This is a genomic window from Pseudomonas sp. RW407, assembly GCF_003176655.1.
Lineage (GTDB): Bacteria > Pseudomonadota > Gammaproteobacteria > Pseudomonadales > Pseudomonadaceae > Pseudomonas > Pseudomonas delhiensis.
Window position 1 is genome coordinate 614139 of sequence record NZ_QGSL01000029.1, and the last position, 17911, is coordinate 632049.

At 69.4% G+C, this 17911-nt stretch carries 17 protein-coding genes; 7 read left to right on the forward strand and 10 right to left on the reverse strand.

What is annotated here, in order from left to right; translation table 11 throughout:
- Positions 1 to 265: 265 nt before the first annotated feature.
- Positions 266 to 1324, forward strand: a complete 1059-nt coding sequence (locus DK254_RS03620) for an IS110 family transposase (protein ID WP_109932969.1) — start codon at positions 266 to 268, stop codon at positions 1322 to 1324.
- A gap of 405 nt (positions 1325 to 1729) precedes the next feature.
- On the opposite strand, the gene DK254_RS03625 is transcribed toward DK254_RS03620, so the two are convergent.
- Both DK254_RS03625 and DK254_RS03630 read right to left on the reverse strand, forming a co-directional pair.
- On the reverse strand, positions 1730 to 2734 hold the full coding sequence (locus tag DK254_RS03625; RefSeq protein WP_109932971.1) for a bile acid:sodium symporter family protein: 1005 nt from the start codon (positions 2732 to 2734) through the stop codon (positions 1730 to 1732).
- A gap of 140 nt (positions 2735 to 2874) precedes the next feature.
- Positions 2875 to 3228 carry a hypothetical protein gene (locus tag DK254_RS03630; protein ID WP_109932282.1) on the reverse strand — a complete coding sequence of 118 codons (354 nt, stop codon included), beginning with the start codon at positions 3226 to 3228 and terminating at the stop codon, positions 2875 to 2877.
- A gap of 131 nt (positions 3229 to 3359) precedes the next feature.
- Here DK254_RS03630 and DK254_RS03635 point away from each other — a divergent pair, with 131 nt between their 5' ends.
- Entirely contained in the window at positions 3360 to 3833 is a 474-nt protein-coding gene (locus tag DK254_RS03635; RefSeq protein ID WP_109932287.1) for an Lrp/AsnC family transcriptional regulator, read from the forward strand.
- A 34-nt stretch (positions 3834 to 3867) separates the two neighbouring features.
- Here DK254_RS03635 and DK254_RS03640 read toward each other — a convergent pair whose 3' ends face one another.
- Together DK254_RS03640 and DK254_RS03645 are read right to left on the reverse strand one after the other, a co-directional pair.
- Positions 3868 to 4374 (reverse strand): DUF1993 family protein, encoded by a 507-nt coding sequence (locus tag DK254_RS03640; protein ID WP_109932289.1) that lies wholly within the window; start codon positions 4372 to 4374, stop codon positions 3868 to 3870.
- Between the two features lie 90 nt (positions 4375 to 4464).
- Complete coding sequence (locus DK254_RS03645; RefSeq protein WP_109932291.1) at positions 4465 to 5184, reverse strand: endonuclease; 720 nt, start codon at positions 5182 to 5184, stop codon at positions 4465 to 4467.
- A gap of 146 nt (positions 5185 to 5330) precedes the next feature.
- Here DK254_RS03645 and DK254_RS03650 point away from each other — a divergent pair, with 146 nt between their 5' ends.
- Positions 5331 to 5675: a hypothetical protein gene (locus DK254_RS03650; RefSeq protein WP_109932293.1), complete on the forward strand. Its 345-nt coding sequence runs from the start codon at positions 5331 to 5333 to the stop codon at positions 5673 to 5675.
- 265 nt (positions 5676 to 5940) lie between these two features.
- Here DK254_RS03650 and DK254_RS34290 read toward each other — a convergent pair whose 3' ends face one another.
- Both DK254_RS34290 and DK254_RS03655 read right to left on the reverse strand, forming a co-directional pair.
- The gene (locus tag DK254_RS34290; protein ID WP_167364811.1) at positions 5941 to 6117 is read right to left on the reverse strand and encodes a hypothetical protein; all 177 of its coding nucleotides are present in this window, start codon (positions 6115 to 6117) and stop codon (positions 5941 to 5943) included.
- 134 nt (positions 6118 to 6251) lie between these two features.
- The gene (locus tag DK254_RS03655; protein ID WP_089391338.1) at positions 6252 to 6569 is read right to left on the reverse strand and encodes a transcriptional regulator; all 318 of its coding nucleotides are present in this window, start codon (positions 6567 to 6569) and stop codon (positions 6252 to 6254) included.
- A 198-nt stretch (positions 6570 to 6767) separates the two neighbouring features.
- On the opposite strand from DK254_RS03655, the gene DK254_RS03660 reads away from it, so the two are divergent.
- On the forward strand, positions 6768 to 7163 hold the full coding sequence (locus tag DK254_RS03660; protein WP_089391337.1) for a hypothetical protein: 396 nt from the start codon (positions 6768 to 6770) through the stop codon (positions 7161 to 7163).
- 209 nt (positions 7164 to 7372) lie between these two features.
- Positions 7373 to 8758, forward strand: coding sequence for a CoA transferase (locus DK254_RS03665; RefSeq protein ID WP_371921092.1), 1386 nt, complete (start codon positions 7373 to 7375; stop codon positions 8756 to 8758).
- A gap of 6 nt (positions 8759 to 8764) precedes the next feature.
- On the opposite strand, the gene DK254_RS03670 is transcribed toward DK254_RS03665, so the two are convergent.
- The 4 genes from DK254_RS03670 to DK254_RS03685 all read right to left on the reverse strand — a co-directional run bounded on the left by DK254_RS03670 (position 8765) and on the right by DK254_RS03685 (position 15816).
- The gene (locus tag DK254_RS03670; protein ID WP_109932295.1) at positions 8765 to 11866 is read right to left on the reverse strand and encodes an efflux RND transporter permease subunit; all 3102 of its coding nucleotides are present in this window, start codon (positions 11864 to 11866) and stop codon (positions 8765 to 8767) included.
- Positions 11863 to 13029, reverse strand: a complete 1167-nt coding sequence (locus DK254_RS03675; RefSeq protein WP_109932296.1) for an efflux RND transporter periplasmic adaptor subunit — start codon at positions 13027 to 13029, stop codon at positions 11863 to 11865. The genes DK254_RS03670 and DK254_RS03675 overlap by 4 nt, the downstream gene beginning before the upstream one ends.
- Complete coding sequence (locus DK254_RS03680; RefSeq protein ID WP_109932298.1) at positions 13026 to 14426, reverse strand: efflux transporter outer membrane subunit; 1401 nt, start codon at positions 14424 to 14426, stop codon at positions 13026 to 13028. The genes DK254_RS03675 and DK254_RS03680 overlap by 4 nt, the downstream gene beginning before the upstream one ends.
- A gap of 706 nt (positions 14427 to 15132) precedes the next feature.
- Positions 15133 to 15816: a response regulator transcription factor gene (locus tag DK254_RS03685; RefSeq protein ID WP_109932300.1), complete on the reverse strand. Its 684-nt coding sequence runs from the start codon at positions 15814 to 15816 to the stop codon at positions 15133 to 15135.
- Positions 15817 to 15921: 105 nt separating this feature from the next.
- Between DK254_RS03685 and DK254_RS03690 the strand changes: the two genes are divergently transcribed.
- Together DK254_RS03690 and DK254_RS03695 are read left to right on the forward strand one after the other, a co-directional pair.
- Positions 15922 to 16611, forward strand: coding sequence for a response regulator transcription factor (locus DK254_RS03690; RefSeq protein ID WP_109932975.1), 690 nt, complete (start codon positions 15922 to 15924; stop codon positions 16609 to 16611).
- The coding region (locus DK254_RS03695) for an ATP-binding protein (RefSeq protein WP_256595793.1) at positions 16589 to 17911 on the forward strand (1323 nt) is incomplete at its 3' end. The genes DK254_RS03690 and DK254_RS03695, both read left to right, overlap by 23 nt.

Consider the following 17911-nt stretch of genomic DNA (forward strand, 5'->3'; position numbering starts at 1 on the left):
TACGGGGCTGCCTTGCAGGCCACGCCGGGGCTCTTCGTAGGAGCGCGCCCTGCGCGCGAATCGCGGGCAGGGCCCGCTCCTACAACTCAGGCCCCCCGCAGGGCGCATAACGCCAACAGTTCCCGGGAAGCACGGTCGTAATTGGATGGACTCACCCTCACCGAGGCGTCGAAGCGCCACGGTGGCATTCTAAGAAGCCAGCGACAGTGAGGGTGAGGCCATGAAAAAGCATACGACGACGACGAAGCCCATGTCTGCAGTGGATGTGTCGGCTTGCACGACAGTCGCCGTGGATTTGGCGAAGCAGGTATTCCAGGTGGCCGGGGAAGATGCCCAGGGCCAGTTGGTGTACGAGCAGCGGATCAAGTCGCGTGAAGCGTTTCAGGTGTTCCTGCAGAAGCTGCCGAGGGGCGTGACGGTGCTGGTGGAAACCGGTCCGGGTGCGCAAGCCTGGGCCCGGTTGCTGCAGATGCAGGGCAACCCGGTGCGTATCCTGCCGGCCCAGCGTGTGGCCGAGCATCGTAGCGGGGCAAAGAATGATCGCAATGATGCCCATGCCATTTTGCGAGCGGGACGGGATTGCAGCATCGCGTCGGTGCCGGTGAAGAGTGTCGCGGCGCTGGCGATGCAGGCCTGCCACCGGATTCGGCGTGGCTATGTGCGGCGGCGTACGGCCACGGGTAATCAGATACGCGGGCTACTGCTGGAGCAGGGCATCGCCCTGGCTCAGGGGGAGGCTGCCTTGAGCCAAGGTGTCCCCCGAGTGCTGGAAGACGCCAGCCAGCCCTTGCCGGATCTGCTGCGTGAGCTGATCGACGAGATGCTGAGCGAGTGGAAGCGACTGGGCGAGCGCATCGCAGCGCTGACCGAGCGTCTGGAAGCGTGTGCCGATGCGGACCAGGCAGCGAAACGGCTGATGACGGTGCGTGGCATTGGTCCGATCACTGCCACGGCGCTGCTGGCCAAGCAGACCGAACCGGAACGTTTCGCCAATGCGCGCCAGTTCGCCGCCTACTTCGGTATCGTGCCCGACCAGCACAGCAGCGGGCAGAAGGTGCGACTGGGCAAGATGACTAAACGTGGCGACGCCTATGTGCGCAGCCTGATGGTGGTGGGCGCGCATGCGGTATTGAAGCAACTGCGGCCGGATTCCGAGCACCCGGACGACCGTCGCCTGCAACGCTGGCTACAGCGCCTGGGGCGCAAGGGGGCGGCCGTGCGACTGGCCAACCGCAACCTGCGGATCGCCTGGGTACTGTTGCGCAGCGAGCAGACCTACCAGCGCAAGCCGAACGCTTGCCAGGAGATTGAGATGAGTCACTGATCCAACGAGTTCCCGCCACCGGGGCGCCAAGCCGCTCCAACCCCTGCTGAAGAACATTGACCCCTGGTCAGACCGTCGCGGATTGATGCCTACGCTCCTACTGGCCTTCGAGGCCTCTTTGTAATCGGCATTCCGCGGGCTTACCCAATGTTGGCCAGAAGCCCGACGTGGCTTCCTCGAACAGGCCTAATACATAGATGCAATCGGGTTCCTCTGTTCAAAAGCGGGTTGACGGTGGGGGTGAGTCCATACATAGGAGCGGGCCCTGCCCGCGATTCGCGCGCAGGGCGCGCTCCTACAGGTTGCCGTGAAGCCTGGCATTCTCACCGGTAGGAGCGGATTCATCCGCGATTACGCCGGCAAGGCCGGCGTCTGGCTTATTGCGGATACATCGGACCGAACGGCTCAGCGCGACTGCGCCACCTGCGCCGTGGCCGCCGCTTCCTGCTGGCGCTTGGCGTAGCGCTGGGCCAGCACCGCGCAGACCATCAGCTGGATCTGGTGGAAGAGCATCAGCGGCAGCAGGATCACGCCGATGCTGCCGGTGGCGAACAGCACCTGGGCCATGGGCACGCCGGTGGCCAGGCTCTTCTTCGAGCCGCAGAAGACGATGGTGATCTCGTCCTCCTTGTCGAAGCCCAGGCGCCGGCTGAGCTGGCTGGTGGCGAACAGGGCGAGCGCCAGCAGGATGCAGCACACCACCACCAGGCCGGCCAGCGCGGCCAGCGGCACCTGGTGCCACAGGCCCTGGATCACCGCGGCGCTGAAGGCGGTGTAGACCACCAGCAGGATCGAACCCTGGTCGACGTAGCGCAGCACCGGCTTGTGCCGGTCCACCCAGCCGCCGATCACGCCGCGCAGGGCCTGGCCGGCGATGAAGGGCACCAGCAGCTGCAGGGTGATCTTGCCGATGGCGTCCAGGGTGGAGACGCCGGTGTCGCCGTGCACGCCCAGCAGCAGCTGGACCAGCAGCGGGGTGAGGAAGATGCCGATCAGGCTGGACGCCGAGGCGCTGCATACCGCCGCCGGGATGTTGCCGCGGGCCAGCGAGGTGAAGGCGATGGACGACTGCACGGTGGCCGGCAGGGCGCACAGGTACAGCAGGCCCAGGTACAGGTCCGGGGTCACCAGCGGCGAGAGTACCGGCTTGAGCACCAGGCCGAGGATCGGGAAGAGGATGAAGGTGCAGGCGAACACCAGCAGGTGCAGGCGCCAGTGGGTGGCGCCGGCGATGATGGCCTGGCGCGACAGCTTGGCGCCGTGCAGGAAGAACAGCAGGCCGATGGCCAGGTTGGTGATCCAGCCGAAGGCGGTGGCCACCGGCCCCTGGCAGGGCAGCAGGCTGGCGATGGCCACGGTAGCGACCAGGGCCAGGGTGAAGTTGTCGGGGAGCAGACGTGGACGAGCCATGGCGATCATCTCGGGCAAGGTACGAAGAATGCGGTCGCCGCCTCTGACGGACGGATGACGGTTCCGACTCTATGCCCGTGCCGGCCTTCCGGCTAACGCGAGAAAGCCAGCCTGTATCGCTGAACGGACAGATTGCGCCGTCAGAAGCTGCTGAACGCCAATTCCACCGTCGCCACGCTGACCAGCGAGCGCATGCGCTCGGCCATCACCTCGCCACGCTGCTCCGGCATACCCGGTACGCGCAGGTCCACCTGCAGCCATTCGCCCGCCTGCACGGCATGCACTTCGGCCGGCAGCCAGCCCTGCAGGGCGAACAGGTTCAGCAGCTTGCACAGCACGTCGGCATCGGCCTCGGCGCGGATGGCGAAGTGCGCCTGGCGCGCCGCGTCGGCCGGGCGGCGGGTCCAGCCGTCGGGGCGCTCGCCGGGGCCGGCGTCGAGCAGGCTGGCGGGCAGGACGGCGGTGCGGGTGGGCAGGGAAACGGCTTGGTTCATGGCGGTGACCGGCAAGGCTGGGAGGTGGCTCATTGTCGGTGGCCCGGCCGGGTTTTGCTTTGCGAAATGAGCGGCGATGGAGATGGTTTGCGAATAGACTATGCGTGAACGCATGGATTGGAGAATAGATAATGTCGATCGAGCTGGATGCCTACGACAAGCGCATCCTCGCCCTGCTGCAGGAGGAGGCGACCCTCTCCACCGCCGAGATCGCCGAGCGCATCGGCCTGTCGCAGTCGCCGTGCTGGCGGCGTATCCAGCGCCTGAAGGAAGAAGGGGTGATCCGCCGCCAGGTGACCCTGCTGGACCGCAAGAAGATCGGCCTGAACACGCAGATCTTCGCCCAGGTGAAGCTGAACACCCACGGGCGCAACAACCTCACCGAGTTCGCCGCGGCCATCCGCGAGTTCCCCGAGGTGCTGGAGTGCCATGTGCTGATGGGCGCGGTGGACTTCATGCTGCGCATCGTCACCGAGGACATCGAGGCCTACGAGCGCTTCTTCTTCGAGCGCCTGTCGCAGGTGCCGGGCATCCAGGAGATCAACTCCATAGTCGCGCTGTCGGAGATCAAGTCGACCACCAGCCTGCCGCTGCCCGGGCGCTAGGGAAGGGTGCCGGCGTGGCCGGCACCGGGCGGGCTCAGGCGCCGCCGAGGAAGTCCATCTTGCCCAGCTCCACGCCGTTGTGGCGGAGGATGGCGTAGGTGGTGGTGACGTGGAAGTAGAAGTTGGCGTTGGCGAAGCCGAGCAGGAAGTCCAGGCCCTTGAAGTGCAGCTCGCGGCTCGGCGTCTTGATGTGGATCTCGCGGTTCTCGGCGCCTTCGAACTGCTCGGGCTTGAAGCCCTTGAGGTAGTCGATGGTCTTGGCGATGCGCGCCTGCAGGTCGGCGAAGCTCTGTTCCTCGTCGGCGTAGCTGGGAATCTCCACGCCGGCCAGGCGGGCGGCGCAGCCCTTGGCGGCGTCGCTGGCGATCTGTACCTGGCGCGTCAGCGGGAACATGTCCGGGGCCAGGCGGGCGTTCAGCAGCACCGTCGGGTCGATGGACCTGGCCTGGGCATAGGCTTCGGCCTTGGCCAGGATGGCCGAGAGGTTGCCGAGCGTGCGGATGAACACCGGAACGGAAATCTGGTAGATCGACAGGGACATGCGAGGTACTCCAGACAGGGGAAAAGAGGCCTGCGCGACAGGGTGCGCCCGCTGAGTCTACTGCCAGGCGCGACGGCCGTCGCCTGGCTTTCAGCGCCCGGCGACGCTGGCCGCGGTGCCGCAGCCCTGCAGGTCGATCTTGCCCACGTACGGGTTGCCCCAGCCCATCACGCAGCCGACCATCTGGTTGCGCTGGCGCTCCCAGGCTTCCACCGGGTACTGCTTGCTCCAGGCCTGGTACAGCTGGCGGTCCTGTCTGGACAGCCTCAGGCCGTAGCGGTCGCTCATGTAGAAGTAGGTGCGGGCGATCATCCCGCGGATCTGCGGGCGCGGCATGGCCTTCTTCGCCTTGAAGTCGATGACCATCGGGCAGGCGCCATACTGCGGCGCCTGCTGCGGCAGCCAGCCGTAGCCGAAGTTGTTGCGGTCGCCGTTGACCTCGCCGATGCTCGGCACCAGGTTGAACAGGTCGGCCTCGGCGCGCTGGTACACCGGGTCGTGCCGCGAGCAGTTGCTGCGCCCGCCGCTCTGCCAGCACTGGCGCTGGTGGCCGATGACCCAGGCCGGGACTATGTGCTCCCACTCGATGCGCCCGGCGCGCTTGGCGTTCTTGCGCGGCACGTAGCCGCAACTGGCCAGGTCGACGCGGTTGCCCTTGTAGCGGCAGCCGCAATAGAACTCCACCGACTGGCGGGCATAGAGCTTCCAGCCGATCTTCTTGGCTTCCTGGAAGGTGCGCGGGGCGGCGGCGGAGGCGGCCAGGGGCAGGACCGCAATCAAGAGGAGGAAGGCTGTGCGACGAATATTCATCAGAAACTTCTTTCAGAAATCGTCGCATCTTACTGATATGAAACGATCTGCCAATCGTGGCAATCGAATAGCAAGGGAAAGAGTGCGTAGGAAACTGGAGTTGTTAGACTGGGGGCATTTCCAGCCTAACCGGAGGTTCAGCCAGCATGACCAGCATGAAGAGCCGAGCGCTTTGCGGCCTGCTCGCCAGCCTGCTGGCCGGGGCGGCGCTGGCCGGCCAGCCGCCGGTGCGCAGCATCGAGCGCATCTACGTCAGCCCCGGCGCCAGTGGCAGCATCGGCAGCTCGTCGAGTGTGCAGCGCTATGACGGCTACGGTGGCGTGCAGGTTCCGCGCAGCTACGAACAGGGCTCCAGCCGGGTGATCATCGACAACAGCGGCGGTGGTACCAACGGTGGCATCCGCCAGAGCATCGAATACCCCAACGGCGTGCAATTCGACGTCACCCCGGGGACGACGCGCTCGAACGGGCAGCGGCAGTCGTATCCCTGAACGGGCGCCGTTCGCCGACGCTCGGGCTCAATCGTAGGGCGAATAACCGTTCGCGGTTATCCGCCGTTGGCCGAGGCACCGGTGCCCGATGGCGGCGGCGGATAACGCCGTAGGCGTTATGCGCCCTACGGATTGGCTCCGTGAGCGCGGGAAGCTCGACGTCAACCTGTAGGAGCGGGCCCTGCCCGCGATCGCGCGCAGGGCGCGCTCCTACAAGGGGCGCGGCGCTAACCGTAGGAGCGGACTCCGTCCGCGATGAGCCGCCTCAGGACTCCTTGCGCACCAGGCGCGACTTGCGCAGCCCGCCCTTGCAGTAGAAGGGGCCGGTATCGCCGCGCAGGTGGTAGAGGGTGGCGAGGAAGGCGGAGCTGGTGCGGCCGACCGCGAGGCTGCGGAGTTTCTGGTAGGCCCACAGCCAGTCCTGGGGGAGCGTCTTGCTCATGGACTCGTCCTTGATTCAGCGTGGTGGTGCGTAACTGCCCCAAGGACATTAGTGGCCGAACTCCTTCAGCGCAAGTCCGGCCGCTCTGCGGCAAGCCTTTGCGGCCTTTTGCCATCCCCGCGGCGGGGTAATGTTCAGGCCCCCGCCGCCTCGCTGCGGGCCTCCTCCACGTATTCCTTCAGCCAGCGCAGCACCTCCACCGCATCCCAGCGCGTGGGGTCGAACATGGCGTAGGCCTGGCCCTGGTAGCCCACCACGTCCAGCGGGCGGTGGTAGCCGGCGCGCTGCAGCAGTGCCTCGATCTCGGCGAAGCAGGTGTTGAAGTGGGTGCGGGAGAAGGGCGTCTTGCCCTCGGTGACCAGGCCCTCGAGGTGCAGTTCGGCGACCGCTTCGCTGACTTCCTCCACGCCCATGTGGTTCACGGTGTATTTCATCTGGCGGATGTCCACCATCGCTTTCGCTCCTGTTCGGGTCCTTGCCTGCCACCTGTTGCCAGGGTGCCTTTCGTCGATGACAGAAGGATAATCGAAAAATACTGTATGCATGAACAGTATTTTGTGGCTACCATGGTTTCCGCTGGCTCACTGAATCCATGGCCGCCGCGAAACCGGGCCCCGCCCCGCGGCGACGACGAAGAAGAGGAACGCGTGATGAAGCAAGTCAAAGCCCTGCTGGTGCTCACCCTCCTGGCCCTGCTCGCCGGTTGCGCCCAGCCGCAGGCCGAGGGGCCCAAGGCCAATGGCGCCTACCTGGTGATCGACGGCCGCGAGGCCTGGGCGGTGCTGGTGGCCGACGGCAAGCGGGTGGAGGAACACGGCATCGTGCGCGACGCCATCCGCGTGCCGCGCTCGCGCTCGGCGGTGGTGGCCAGCTATGTGATAGACACGCCCAACTGCGGCCGCCTGCAGACGCTGACCGAGGTGCACGACGACGGCACCGGCGCCACCCGCCTGCTGAGCGTGGGCGAGGAGGGCGGCGACCTGTCCGCCTGTCGCATCCGCGACGACCTCAGCCGTGCCTGGACGGCATTGGATTATTCAGGTTGACTCAAGGTTCTTCACGAAATTTTCACGCTTCGGGGGCGATGGTAGGCACATCGCTAAAGGACTAGCGCCCCAGTAAAGAACCCGCCACCGGCGGGTTTTTTATTGCCCGCGATTCCCCTGCGGCGCAAGGTCGGCTCGCGGCGGCGCGGCGGGCGGGCTAAGGTTGCCTGGCGGGTCCGTTTCATGGACTCCTTCGATCGAGGTGCAGCATGCTCGCCAGCCAGATGACCAGGGCCCTGTGGCAGGCCCTGGAAGAGAACGCGGCCCTGCCCGCGCCCCTGTCCTTCCAGGCCGAGGGCGGGCTGCCCTCGACCTTCGCCGTCACCGACCTCGCCAGTGCCTCCATCGCCGCTGCCGGCCTGGCCACCGCGGCCTTGCTGAAGCGCGCCGGCCAGACGCCGGGGGCGCTGCAGGTGGACCGCCGCCTGGCGTCCTTCTGGTTCGCCTGGACGCTGCGGCCCCAGGGCTGGGCGCTGCCGCCCATGTGGGGCGACATCGCCGGCGACTACGCCACCCGCGACGGCTGGATCCGCCTGCACACCAACGCCCCGCACCACCGCGCCGCGGTCGTGCGCGTGCTGGGGCCGGTGGCCAGCCGCGAAGAGGCGGCGGCCCGCGTCGCCACCTGGAACAAGGCCGAACTGGAGCACGCGGTGGTGGCCACCGGCGGTTGCGCCGCGGAGATGCGCTCCATCGACGAATGGAAGGCGCACCCCCAGGGCCAGGCCCTGGCGGAGCAGGACCTGATCTGGAGCCAGGAGCAGGCCATCGCCCCCGCGCCGGCCTGGGCGCTGGCGGCGGACCGGCCGCTGGCCGGGGTGCGGGTGCTGGACCTCACCCGGGTGCTCGCCGGGCCGGTGGCCAGCCGTTTCCTTGCCGGCCTGGGCGCCGAGGTGCTGCGCATCGACCCGCCGGGCTGGGACGAGCCGGGGGTGATCCCCGAGGTCTGCCTGGGCAAGCGCTGCGCGCGCCTGGACCTGAAGGACCTGCCCGGGCGCGAGCGCTTCGAGGAACTGCTGCGCCACACCGACGTGCTGATCCACGGCTACCGCGGCGACGCCCTGGAGAACCTCGGCTTCGACGCCGAAGTGCGCCAGGACCTGGCGCCGGGGCTGGTCGACGTGAGCCTGAACGCCTACGGCTGGAGCGGCCCCTGGCGCAACCGCCGGGGCTTCGACAGCCTGGTGCAGATGAGCACTGGCATCGCCGAGGCCGGCATGCGCTGGCGCCAGGCCGACAAGCCGGTGCCGCTGCCGGTGCAGGCCCTGGACCATGCCACCGGCTACCTGATGGCCGCCGCCGCGCTCTGTGGCCTGGGCCGGCGCCTGGGCAGCGGGCGCGGCAGCACCTGGCGCCTGTCGCTGGCGCGCACCGCGCAGTTCCTGGTGGAGCAGGGGATGCGGGCCGACGCCTTGCCGGCCCTGGCCGAAGAGGCACCGGCCGATCTCGACCCGGCCATCGAGACCACCGCCTGGGGCCCGGCGCAGCGCCTGCGCCCGCCACTGCTGCTGGAAGGCACGCCGTTGCAGTGGGCCCTGCCGGCGGCGGCGCTGGGCTCGTCGAAACCGTACTGGAGCTTCGAGACGACCGCCTGAGTATGCTCAGCGCTGCTGCGGCGCCAGCAGGCCGCCGCGGGCCTGGCGCCAGGCGCGGAAGCCGGCGGCCAGGCGCGAGAACCACAGGTAGATCACCGGCGTGGTGTACAGCGTCAGCACCTGCGACACCAGCAGGCCGCCGACGATGGCGATGCCCAGCGGCTGGCGCAGCTCGGCGCCGGAGCCGGTGCCCAGGGCCAGCGGCAGGGCGCCGAACAGCGCTGCCAGGGTGGTCATGAGGATCGGCCGGAAGCGCAGGGTGCTGCCCTCTATGGTCGCCTGTTCCGGCGTCATGCCGCCGCGTTCGGCCACCAGGGCGAAGTCGATCATCATGATGGCGTTCTTCTTGACGATGCCGATCAGCAGGATGATGCCGATCATCCCCATCAGCGACAGGTCCTGGCCGCACAGCAGCAGGGCCAGCAGCGCGCCGAGGCCGGCCGAGGGCAGGGTGGAGAGGATCGACAGCGGCAGCAGCGGGCTCTCGTAGAGCACGCCGAGGACGATGTACACCGTCACCACCGCCGCCAGGATCAGCCACGGCTGGCTGCGCAGCGAATCCTGGAAGGCCTGGGCGGTGCCCTGGAAGGTGCCGCTGACGCTGTCCGGCAGGCCGGCCTGGCGGGTGGCCTGGTTGATGGCGCTCACCGCATCGCCCAGCGCGTAGCCCGGCGCCAGGTTGAACGACAGGGTGACCGCCGGGAACAGCCCCTGGTGGTTGATGGTGATGGGCGCCAGGTCCGGCTCCAGGCGGCCGAGCACGCTCAGCGGCACCAGGTCGCCGGTCAGGCTGGAGCGCGCATAGAGGTGCCTGAGGCTTTCCTCTGAAACCTGCCAGCGCGGGTCCAGCTCGAGGATCACGTGGTACTGGTCCAGCGCGGTGAACAGGGTCGCCACCTGGCGCTGGCCGAAGGCGTCGTAGAGCACGTCGTCGATGGCCTGCACGTTCACGCCCAGGCGCGCGGCGCTGTCGCGGTCGATGTGCAGGGTGGCGCGTGGCGCCGCCTGCTGCTGGTCGGTGGCCACGTCGCGCAGCTGCGGCAACTGCTTCAGGCGCGCCAGCAGCACGCCGGCCCAGTGGTCCAGCTCGTGGCTGTCCGGGTCCTGCAGGGTGTACTGGAACTGCGTCTTGCTCGGCCGCCCGCCGATCTGTACGTCCTGGCGCACCTGCATGTACAGGGCGATGCCCGGCACCGCGGCCAGCTCGCGCTTGAGCCGCGCCACCACCTGGTCGGCCTTGGCCGCGCGCTGCTCGTAGGGCTTGAGGTTGATCATCACCCGGCCCTGGCTGAGGGTGGGGTTGGGGCCGATCCAGTAGTAGACGTTGGCCACGTCCGGGTCGCGCCGGATCACCTCGCTGAGCGCGGCCATGCGTTCGCGCATGGCGGCGAAGGAAACGTCCGCGTTGGCCTCGGCCACGCCCATGATCACCCCGGTGTCCTGCTGCGGGAAGAAGCCCTTGGGCACCTCGACGTAGAGCACGGCGGTGACCAGCAGGGTGAGCAGGGCCACGGCCAGGGTCAGGCGCTCGTGCCGCAGCACCCGCCGCAGGCTGCGCCGGTAGCCGTCGAGCAGGGCCTCGAAGGTGCGCTCGCTCCACTGCAGGAAGCGGTTCTGCACGCCGTGCAGGTCGTGGCGGATGAACCAGGCGCAGAGCATCGGCGTGACCGTCAGCGAGACCACCCCGGACATCACCACCGCCACGCTCACGGTCACCGCGAATTCGCGCAGCAGGCGGCCGATCACCCCGCCCATGAACAGGATGGGGATGAACACCGCCACCAGCGAAACGGTCATGGAAACGATGGTGAAGGCCACCTCGGCGGTGCCCTCGATGGCCGCCTGCAGCGGCGGCTTGTGCATCTCCAGGTGGCGGATGATGTTCTCCATGACCACGATGGCGTCGTCCACCACGAAGCCCACGGCGATGCTCAGGGCCATGATCGACAGGTTGTCCAGGCTGTAGCCCAGCACGTACATCACCGCGAAGGTGGCCACCAGCGACAGCGGGATGGTCAGCGCCGGGATCACCGTGGCGCTGACGTTGCGCAGGAACACGAAGACCACAGCCACCACCAGGGCGATGGACAGCAGCAGGTTGAACTGCACCTCGTCGATGGAGGCGTTGATGGTCTGGGTGCGGTCGCCCACCAGGTGCACCTGCACGTCGCGCGGCAGCTGCAGCAGCAGCGAGGGCAGGCGGTCCTTGATCGCCTGGGTCACCGCCAGCACGTTGTAGCCGGGCTGCTTGTGGATGTCGACGATCACCGTCGGCTGGCCCTGCAGGCCGGCGGCCTGGCGCACGTCCTCGGCGCCGTCGATCACCGTGCCCAGGTCGCTGATGCGGATCGGCACGCCGTTGCGGTAGGCGATCACCAGCGAACCGTACTGCGCGGCGCGGGTGAGCTGGTCGGTGGTGTCCAGGGTGATGGCCCGCTCGGCGCCGTCTAGGTTGCCCTTGGGCGCGTCCACCGTGGCGCTGCCCAGCACGCCGCGCACGTCGTCCAGGGTCAGGCCGCGGGCGGCCAGGGCGTCGGGGTCGATGCGCACGCGCACCGCCGGGCGCTGCTCGCCGTGGAAGTCCACCAGGCCGACGCCGGGGATCTGTGACAGCTGCTGGCCGAGGTAGTCGTCGGCGTAGTGGTCCAGCTCCGGCAGGGTGCGGGTCGGCGAGGTCAGGGCCAGGGACAGGAAGGTGAACTCCGCCGGGTTGACCTTGTGGAAGGTCGGCGGCGCCGGCAGGTTCTTCGGCAGGTTGCCGCCGGCGGCGTTGATCGCCGTCTGCACGTCCTGGGCAGCGCCGTCGATGTTGCGCTCCAGGTCGAACTGCAGGGTGATCTGCGTCAGCCCCAGCGAGCTGGAGGAGGTCATCTGGGTGACCCCGGGGACGCTGGCGAAGGCCCGCTCCAGCGGTGTGGCCACCGACGAGGCCATGGTCTCGGCGCTGGCCCCGGGCAGGGTGGCCTGCACCTGGATGGTCGGCATGTCCACCTGCGGCAGCGGCGCCACCGGCAGCAGGAAGTAGGCGGCGCCGCCGAGCAGCAGCACGCCCAGGGCCAGCAGGGTGGTGGCCACCCGGCGGCGGATGAAGGGCTCGGAGAGCGTCATGGCCGCTGCTCCGCGCTGGCGGTCTGGCGGGCGTCGGCCAGGGCCGCGACCTTCAGCCCCGGAGCCAGGCGGTACTGGCCGCCGGTGACCACGGTCTCGCCGGGCGCCAGGCCCTGGTGGATCCACTGCAGGCCGTCGACCACGGCGCCGGCCTTTACCTCGCGCACCTGGGCCTGCTGGTCGCGCCCGACCACGTACACGAAGCTGCCCTGCGGCCCCTGCTGCACGGCGCTGGCTGGCACCACGGTGGCGGCCTTCTCGGTGCGCAGCAGCAGGCGCACGCTGAGCAGCTCGCCGGGCCAGAGCTTGCCGTCGGCGTTGTCGAAGTCGGCCTTGAACAGGATCTGCCCGTTGCCGGTGGAGACCTGGCTGTCGATGAAGCTCAGCCGGCCGGTGGCGATGTGCTGGCAGCCGTCGCGGCTCAGCGCCTCGACCTGCAGCGCCTGCCCGGCGCTGGCCTGCAGCACTTCGGCCAGGTCCTCCTGGGGCAGGCTGAAGGCCAGGGAGATGGGCGCCATCTGGGTGAGGGTCAGCAGGCCAGTGTTGTCGCCGGCGTGGACGATGCTGCCGGCGTCCACCAGGCGCTGCCCGGTGCGCCCGGCGAAGGGCGCGGCGATGCGGGTGTAGCCGAGTTGCAGCTGGGCGGTGTCCAGCGCCGCCTGGTCGGCCTGGATCGTGGCCTGCAGGGTGGCCACCTGGCCGCGCAGGGTGTCCACGTCCTGGCTCGGCCCGGCATGGGCGGCGGCCAGTTTGCCGGCGCGCTCGAGGTTGACCCTGGCCACCGCCAGCTGCGCCTCGTCGCGCGCCTTGTTGGCCTTGGCCTGCAGCACCTGGGCGGCATAGGGGCGCGGGTCGATCTCGGCGAGCAACTGCCCGGCCTTGACCATCTGGCCCTCCTGGAAGTGCAACTGCTGCAGCTCGCCATCCACCCGCACCTTGATGTCCACCGCGTTCAGCGCCTGCACCGTGCCGATGGTCTGCAGCCAGATCGGCAGGTCGCGCTGGTCGGCCACGCCCAGGCTGACCGGCACCGGCGCCTCGGCTGGCCTGGCCGTCTTGGCGGCCTCGAAATGGCGCCAGGCGAAGGCGGCCAGCGCCACGGCCAGGAAGAGGAATGCCAGGCGCCAGTAGCGGCGCTGGGAGGAAGCGGGGGACGGGCTCACGGTCGGGTCGCCTGTGCGGGAGGTGGGTTGCTGGCCAACTGGGCCTGCGGTGCCTGGAAGCCGCCGCCGAGGGCGCGGTTCAGCCCTACGGAGGCCTGCAGGCGTTGCAGGCGCACCTGCAACAGGCTGTCTTCGGCCTGGTACAGGGTGCGTTGCACGGTCAGCAGGGTGAGGAAGTCGGTGCTGCCCAGGCGGTAGCGCACCTGGGCCAGGTCGGCGGCCTTGCGCGCCGAGTCCACGGCGGCCTGGTCGAGGCGTTGGGTCTGCGCCAGGCGGGCGTTGGCGCTGAGCTGCGTCTCCACGTCCTGCAGGGCCTGGAGCACGTTCTGCCGGTAGTCGGCGACCAGCTCGCGGGCATGGGCGCGGTCGGCCTGCAGCTGGCCCTCCAGCAGGCCGCCGTCGAACAGCGGCTGGCCGAGGCTGGCGGCCAGTTGCCAGAGCCCGCCGCCGGTGTGCACGTCGCTGCCGGCGAGGGCGCCCAGGGAAATGTTCGGCAGGAAGGCCGCCCGCGCCGCGCCGACGTCGAAGTTGGCCGCCACCAGCCGCGCCTCGGCGGCCTGGATGTCCGGGCGCTGGCCCAGCAGGCTGGCCGGCAGCCCGGCGCGCGCCTCGGGCAGCTGGATGCCGTCCAGGCCGCGGTGCTGCAGGGCGAAGCCTTCGGGTGCGGCGCCCACCAGTACCGCCAACTGGTAGAGCGAGGCATCGCGCTGCTGGGCCAGGACGCTGACGTTGGCCTGGAAGTTCTGCAGGGCGTTGCGCTGCTGTTCCACCTCGAGGTCCGAGGAAGAGCCCAGGCGCGACTGCGTCTGCACCAGTTGCAGGATGTTCTCGGCGTCGCTGGCGATGCGCTGGGCCACGGCCAGGCGCTCGTCCAGCGAGAGCACCTGGAAGTAGGCGTCGGCGATGTCCGCCTGCAGGCCGATGCGCACCGTCTCCAGGTCGTAGGCCGTGGCCTGGGCCTGCGCGGTCGCGGAATCGGCCAGGGCGCGGTTGCGGCCCCAGAAGTCCAGCTCGTAGCTGGCCTGGGCGTAGAGGTCGTGGGCGTTCTTGCTGCTGTCATGGTCGTGGACGTAGCTGCCGCCCAGGCTCAGGTCCGGGTAGAGCGCGGCCCCGGCAACGCGGGCATTGGCCCGGGCCTGGTCGACCCGCGCGATGGCCGCCTGCAGGCTCAGGCTGTCGCTGCCGGCGCGCTGGATCAGTTGGTCCAGTTCGGCGCTGGCGTAGTCCTTCCACCACTGTTGCGGCACCTGGGCACCAGGGGCGGCGGCGTTGTCCCAGTGGCTGGCGACGGCGACGCCGGGCCGCTGGTACGGCGGCACCAGCGAACAGGCCCCGAGCAGGGCCAGGGAGAGGGCGGCGGCCAGCCGGGGCAGGGCGCCGGCGGTGGATGGGGGCATGGGCTACGTCCTTCTGCGTCCCGCGTGCTGCGGGCTGCTGTGGAGGACGAGCCTAGCGCCAGGCAGCTACCGGGCGGTTCTTCCCAAGCTGAATAAAAGTTTAGGTGGGGGTTGGGGGCGATGCTGCTTGGCGCGGTGGGTGTGATCCGAGCCGGTGTGTGGAATCCATTGTAGGAGCGGGAATGGCATGGCTGAAGACGCGTAGGAGCGGACTCTGTCCGCGATCCCGTCGGCAGAGCCGGCGTTCGGTTGGGGTGATGGGTATCGCTTCGCTCAACCCATCCTACGAAAAGCGCCTCGGCGTAGGGCGTATAACTGCCGCTGCCGGGTCGCGCGAGCGCCTGGAAGCCGGCCTGAAGCGGTGCCTGGCCGCTTGACGCGGGGCTCTTCGTAGGAGCGAGCTTGCTCGCGAATGGGGCTCACCCGTGGCTACGGTGTGTTGGGGGGCGCCTTTCCCTCTCCCCAGCCCTCGGCTGCGCGCCCCGCCCTGAAGGGAGAGGGGGCTTGTCCGTGCCGAGAGAAGGAATGGTTTCAGCCGGAAACCTTCGGTGCCGGCTAACTCCAGAACACCCAGTTCTGCCCAATGGTCCCCTCTCCCTTCAGGGAGAGGGTTAGGGAGAGGGTGCTCTTCAGGCCACACACCACGCCCAGCCTGGAAACTGGTTCGCGAGCAAGCTCGCTCCTACGAAGAGCACCTCGGCGCGGCCTATTCCGGCGGCGTCTCGCTGAGCATGTAGCCGGCGCCCGGCACGGTGTGGATCAGCGGGTGCTCGAAGCCCTGGTCGACCTTTTGCCGCAGGCGGTGGATGTGCTTGTCGATGACGTTGTCGCGCGGGTCGAAGTCGTAGTCCCAGGCGCTTTCCAGCAACATGCCGCGGGTCACCACCTGGTCGGCGTGGCGCATGAGTTTTTCCAGGATCAGGAATTCGCGCTGCTGCAGCACCATGCTGCGGCCCTGGCGCTGGGCCACGCGGCCCTCGCAGTCCAGCAGCAGATCGCCGACCTGCAGGCGCGCGCCGAGCAGCTGGCGGCCGGGGCGGCGCAGCAGCGCGGCCAGGCGCGCGTGCACCTCGACGAAGGCGTAGGGCTTGGCCAGGTAGTCGTCGCAGCCGGCCTGCAGGCCCTCGACGCGGTGGTGGGTGGAGGCCAGGGCGCTGAGCATCAGCACCGGCGTGTCGGAGCCCGCGGCGCGCAGCCGGCGCACCAGCTCCAGGCCGTCCAGGCCGGGCAGGCGGCGGTCCAGCACCAGGGCGTCGTAGAGGTTTTCCAGGGCCAGGTCCAGGCCGTGGATGCCATCGCTCGCGGCGTCGACTATGTGCCCGCTCTCGCGCAGGCCGCGCACCAGGTAGCCGGCGGCCTGCGGTTCGTCTTCGATGACCAGGATTCTCAAGGGCGCACCTAAACTTTTGTTCATCTTGGCGCGAGGCTGGCGTTCGCCCGCACCTGGCGAAATATACTGCCGGACACTTCCCGCCGCCGCCACGGACCGCTGCCCATGACCCAGGTTCTCGTCGTCGAAGACGACCCCGCCACCGCCGCCGAGATCGGCGCCGCGCTGCACGACCACGGCTACCAGGTCAGCCTGGTCGGCAACGGCCGCGACGGCCTGGTGCGGGCCCTGAGCGAGAGCTTCGCGGTGATCGTCCTGGACCGCATGCTGCCCGGCGGCATGGACGGCCTGGCCATGCTCACCGCGCTGCGCTCGGCCGGGGTGGAGACGCCGGTGCTGATCCTCAGCGCCTTGTCCGACCTCGACGAGCGCGTGCGCGGCCTGCGCGCCGGCGGCGACGACTACCTGACCAAGCCCTTCGAGTTCATCGAGCTGACCGCCCGCCTGGACGCCCTGACCCGCCGGGCCGCGCGTGGCAGCGAGGCGCGCGACAGCCGGCTGCGCATCGGCAACCTGGACATCGACCTGCTGCGCCGCTCGGTACGCCGCGGCGAGCGGCAGATCGACCTGGTGCCGCGCGAGTACCAGCTGCTGGAATACCTGGCGCGCCACGCCGGGCAGATCGTCACCCGCACCATGCTCTTCGAGGCGGTGTGGAACTACCGCTACGACGAGCGTACCAACGTCATCGAGGTGCACATCGGCCGCCTGCGGCGCAAGGTCGACGTGGACGGCGAGCCGCCGATGATCCACACCGTGCGGGGGGCGGGCTATGTTCTCCGGGCGCCTGAGTGAGATTCCGCGCACCACCAGCTTCCGCGTGGCGCTGCTGTTCCTGCTGCTGTTCGGCGTGGCCTCGCTGGCGCTGTTCGGCTACGTGTACTGGCGCACCGCCGGCTACCTGCGCGCCGAGGTGCAGGCCAACCTGACGCGGCAGGTCCACAACCGCGCCGGCCTGGAGCTGCCCGAGCTGCTGCGCGAGGTGCAGGAGCACGCCGCCAAGGACCCCGAGCAGCACTTCCCCCAGGCGCTGTTCGACGCCAGCGGCCGGCGCCTGGCCGGCACCCTCGCCGAGCAGCCGCCGACCCAGGTGCTGGACACGCCCATCGAGTTCAGCCGGCGCAGCCTCTCCGGCGGCGAGCGGCGCGTGCGCGGCATCGTCCACCGCATGCCCTCGGGCGAGGTGCTGGTGATCGGCCAGGACATCCAGGACCTGCTGGAATTCGACGAGCTGCTGGTCAGCGCCATGGCTTCCGGCGGGGTGCTGATCCTCATCCTCGGCCTGGCCGGCGCGATCATCGCCGGGCGCACCTCGCAGCAGCGCCTGGACGCGGTGACCGGGGCCATCGAGCGCATCGTCAAGGGTGACCTCAGCGAGCGCCTGCCGGTGCGCGGCAGCTCCGACGACGTCGACCGCCTGGCGGTGGTGGTGAACCGCATGCTCGACGAGATCGAGCGGCTGATGCACGAGGTGAAGGGTGTCTGCGACGACGTCGCCCACGACCTGCGCACGCCGCTCACGCGCCTGCTGGCCGGGCTTGAGCGCGCCCAGCGGCGCGACTGCAGCCAGCAGGAGTACGCCGCCGCCATCGACCAGGCCATCGAGGACGCCCACGGCCTGCTGCTGACCTTCCGCGCGCTGCTGCGCATCTCCGAGATCGAGGACAGCGCGCGGCGCACCGGCTTCGTCGCGGTGGACCTGACCCAGGTGGCGGCCGACGTGGTCGAGCTGTTCGAGCCCCTGGCCGAGGAGCGCGGCCTGCACCTGAGCTACAGCGGCCCGGTGCAGCCGGCCTGGCTGCAGGGCGACGCGCACCTGCTGTTCGATGCCCTGAGCAACCTGGTGGACAACGCCCTGAAGTTCACCCCGGCCGAGGGGCGCGTCGAGGTGCGGGTGGAAGCGGGCGAGGAGTGGGTGGAGGTGCAGGTGCGCGACGACGGGCCGGGGATTCCGGAGCACGAGCGCGAGGCGGTGCTGCGGCGCTTCTACCGCTCCGAGCGCAGCCGCCACACGCCGGGCAACGGCCTGGGGCTGAGCCTGGTGGCGGCGGTGGCGCGGCTGCACGACCTGGCGATGAGCGTGGGGGATGGGGCG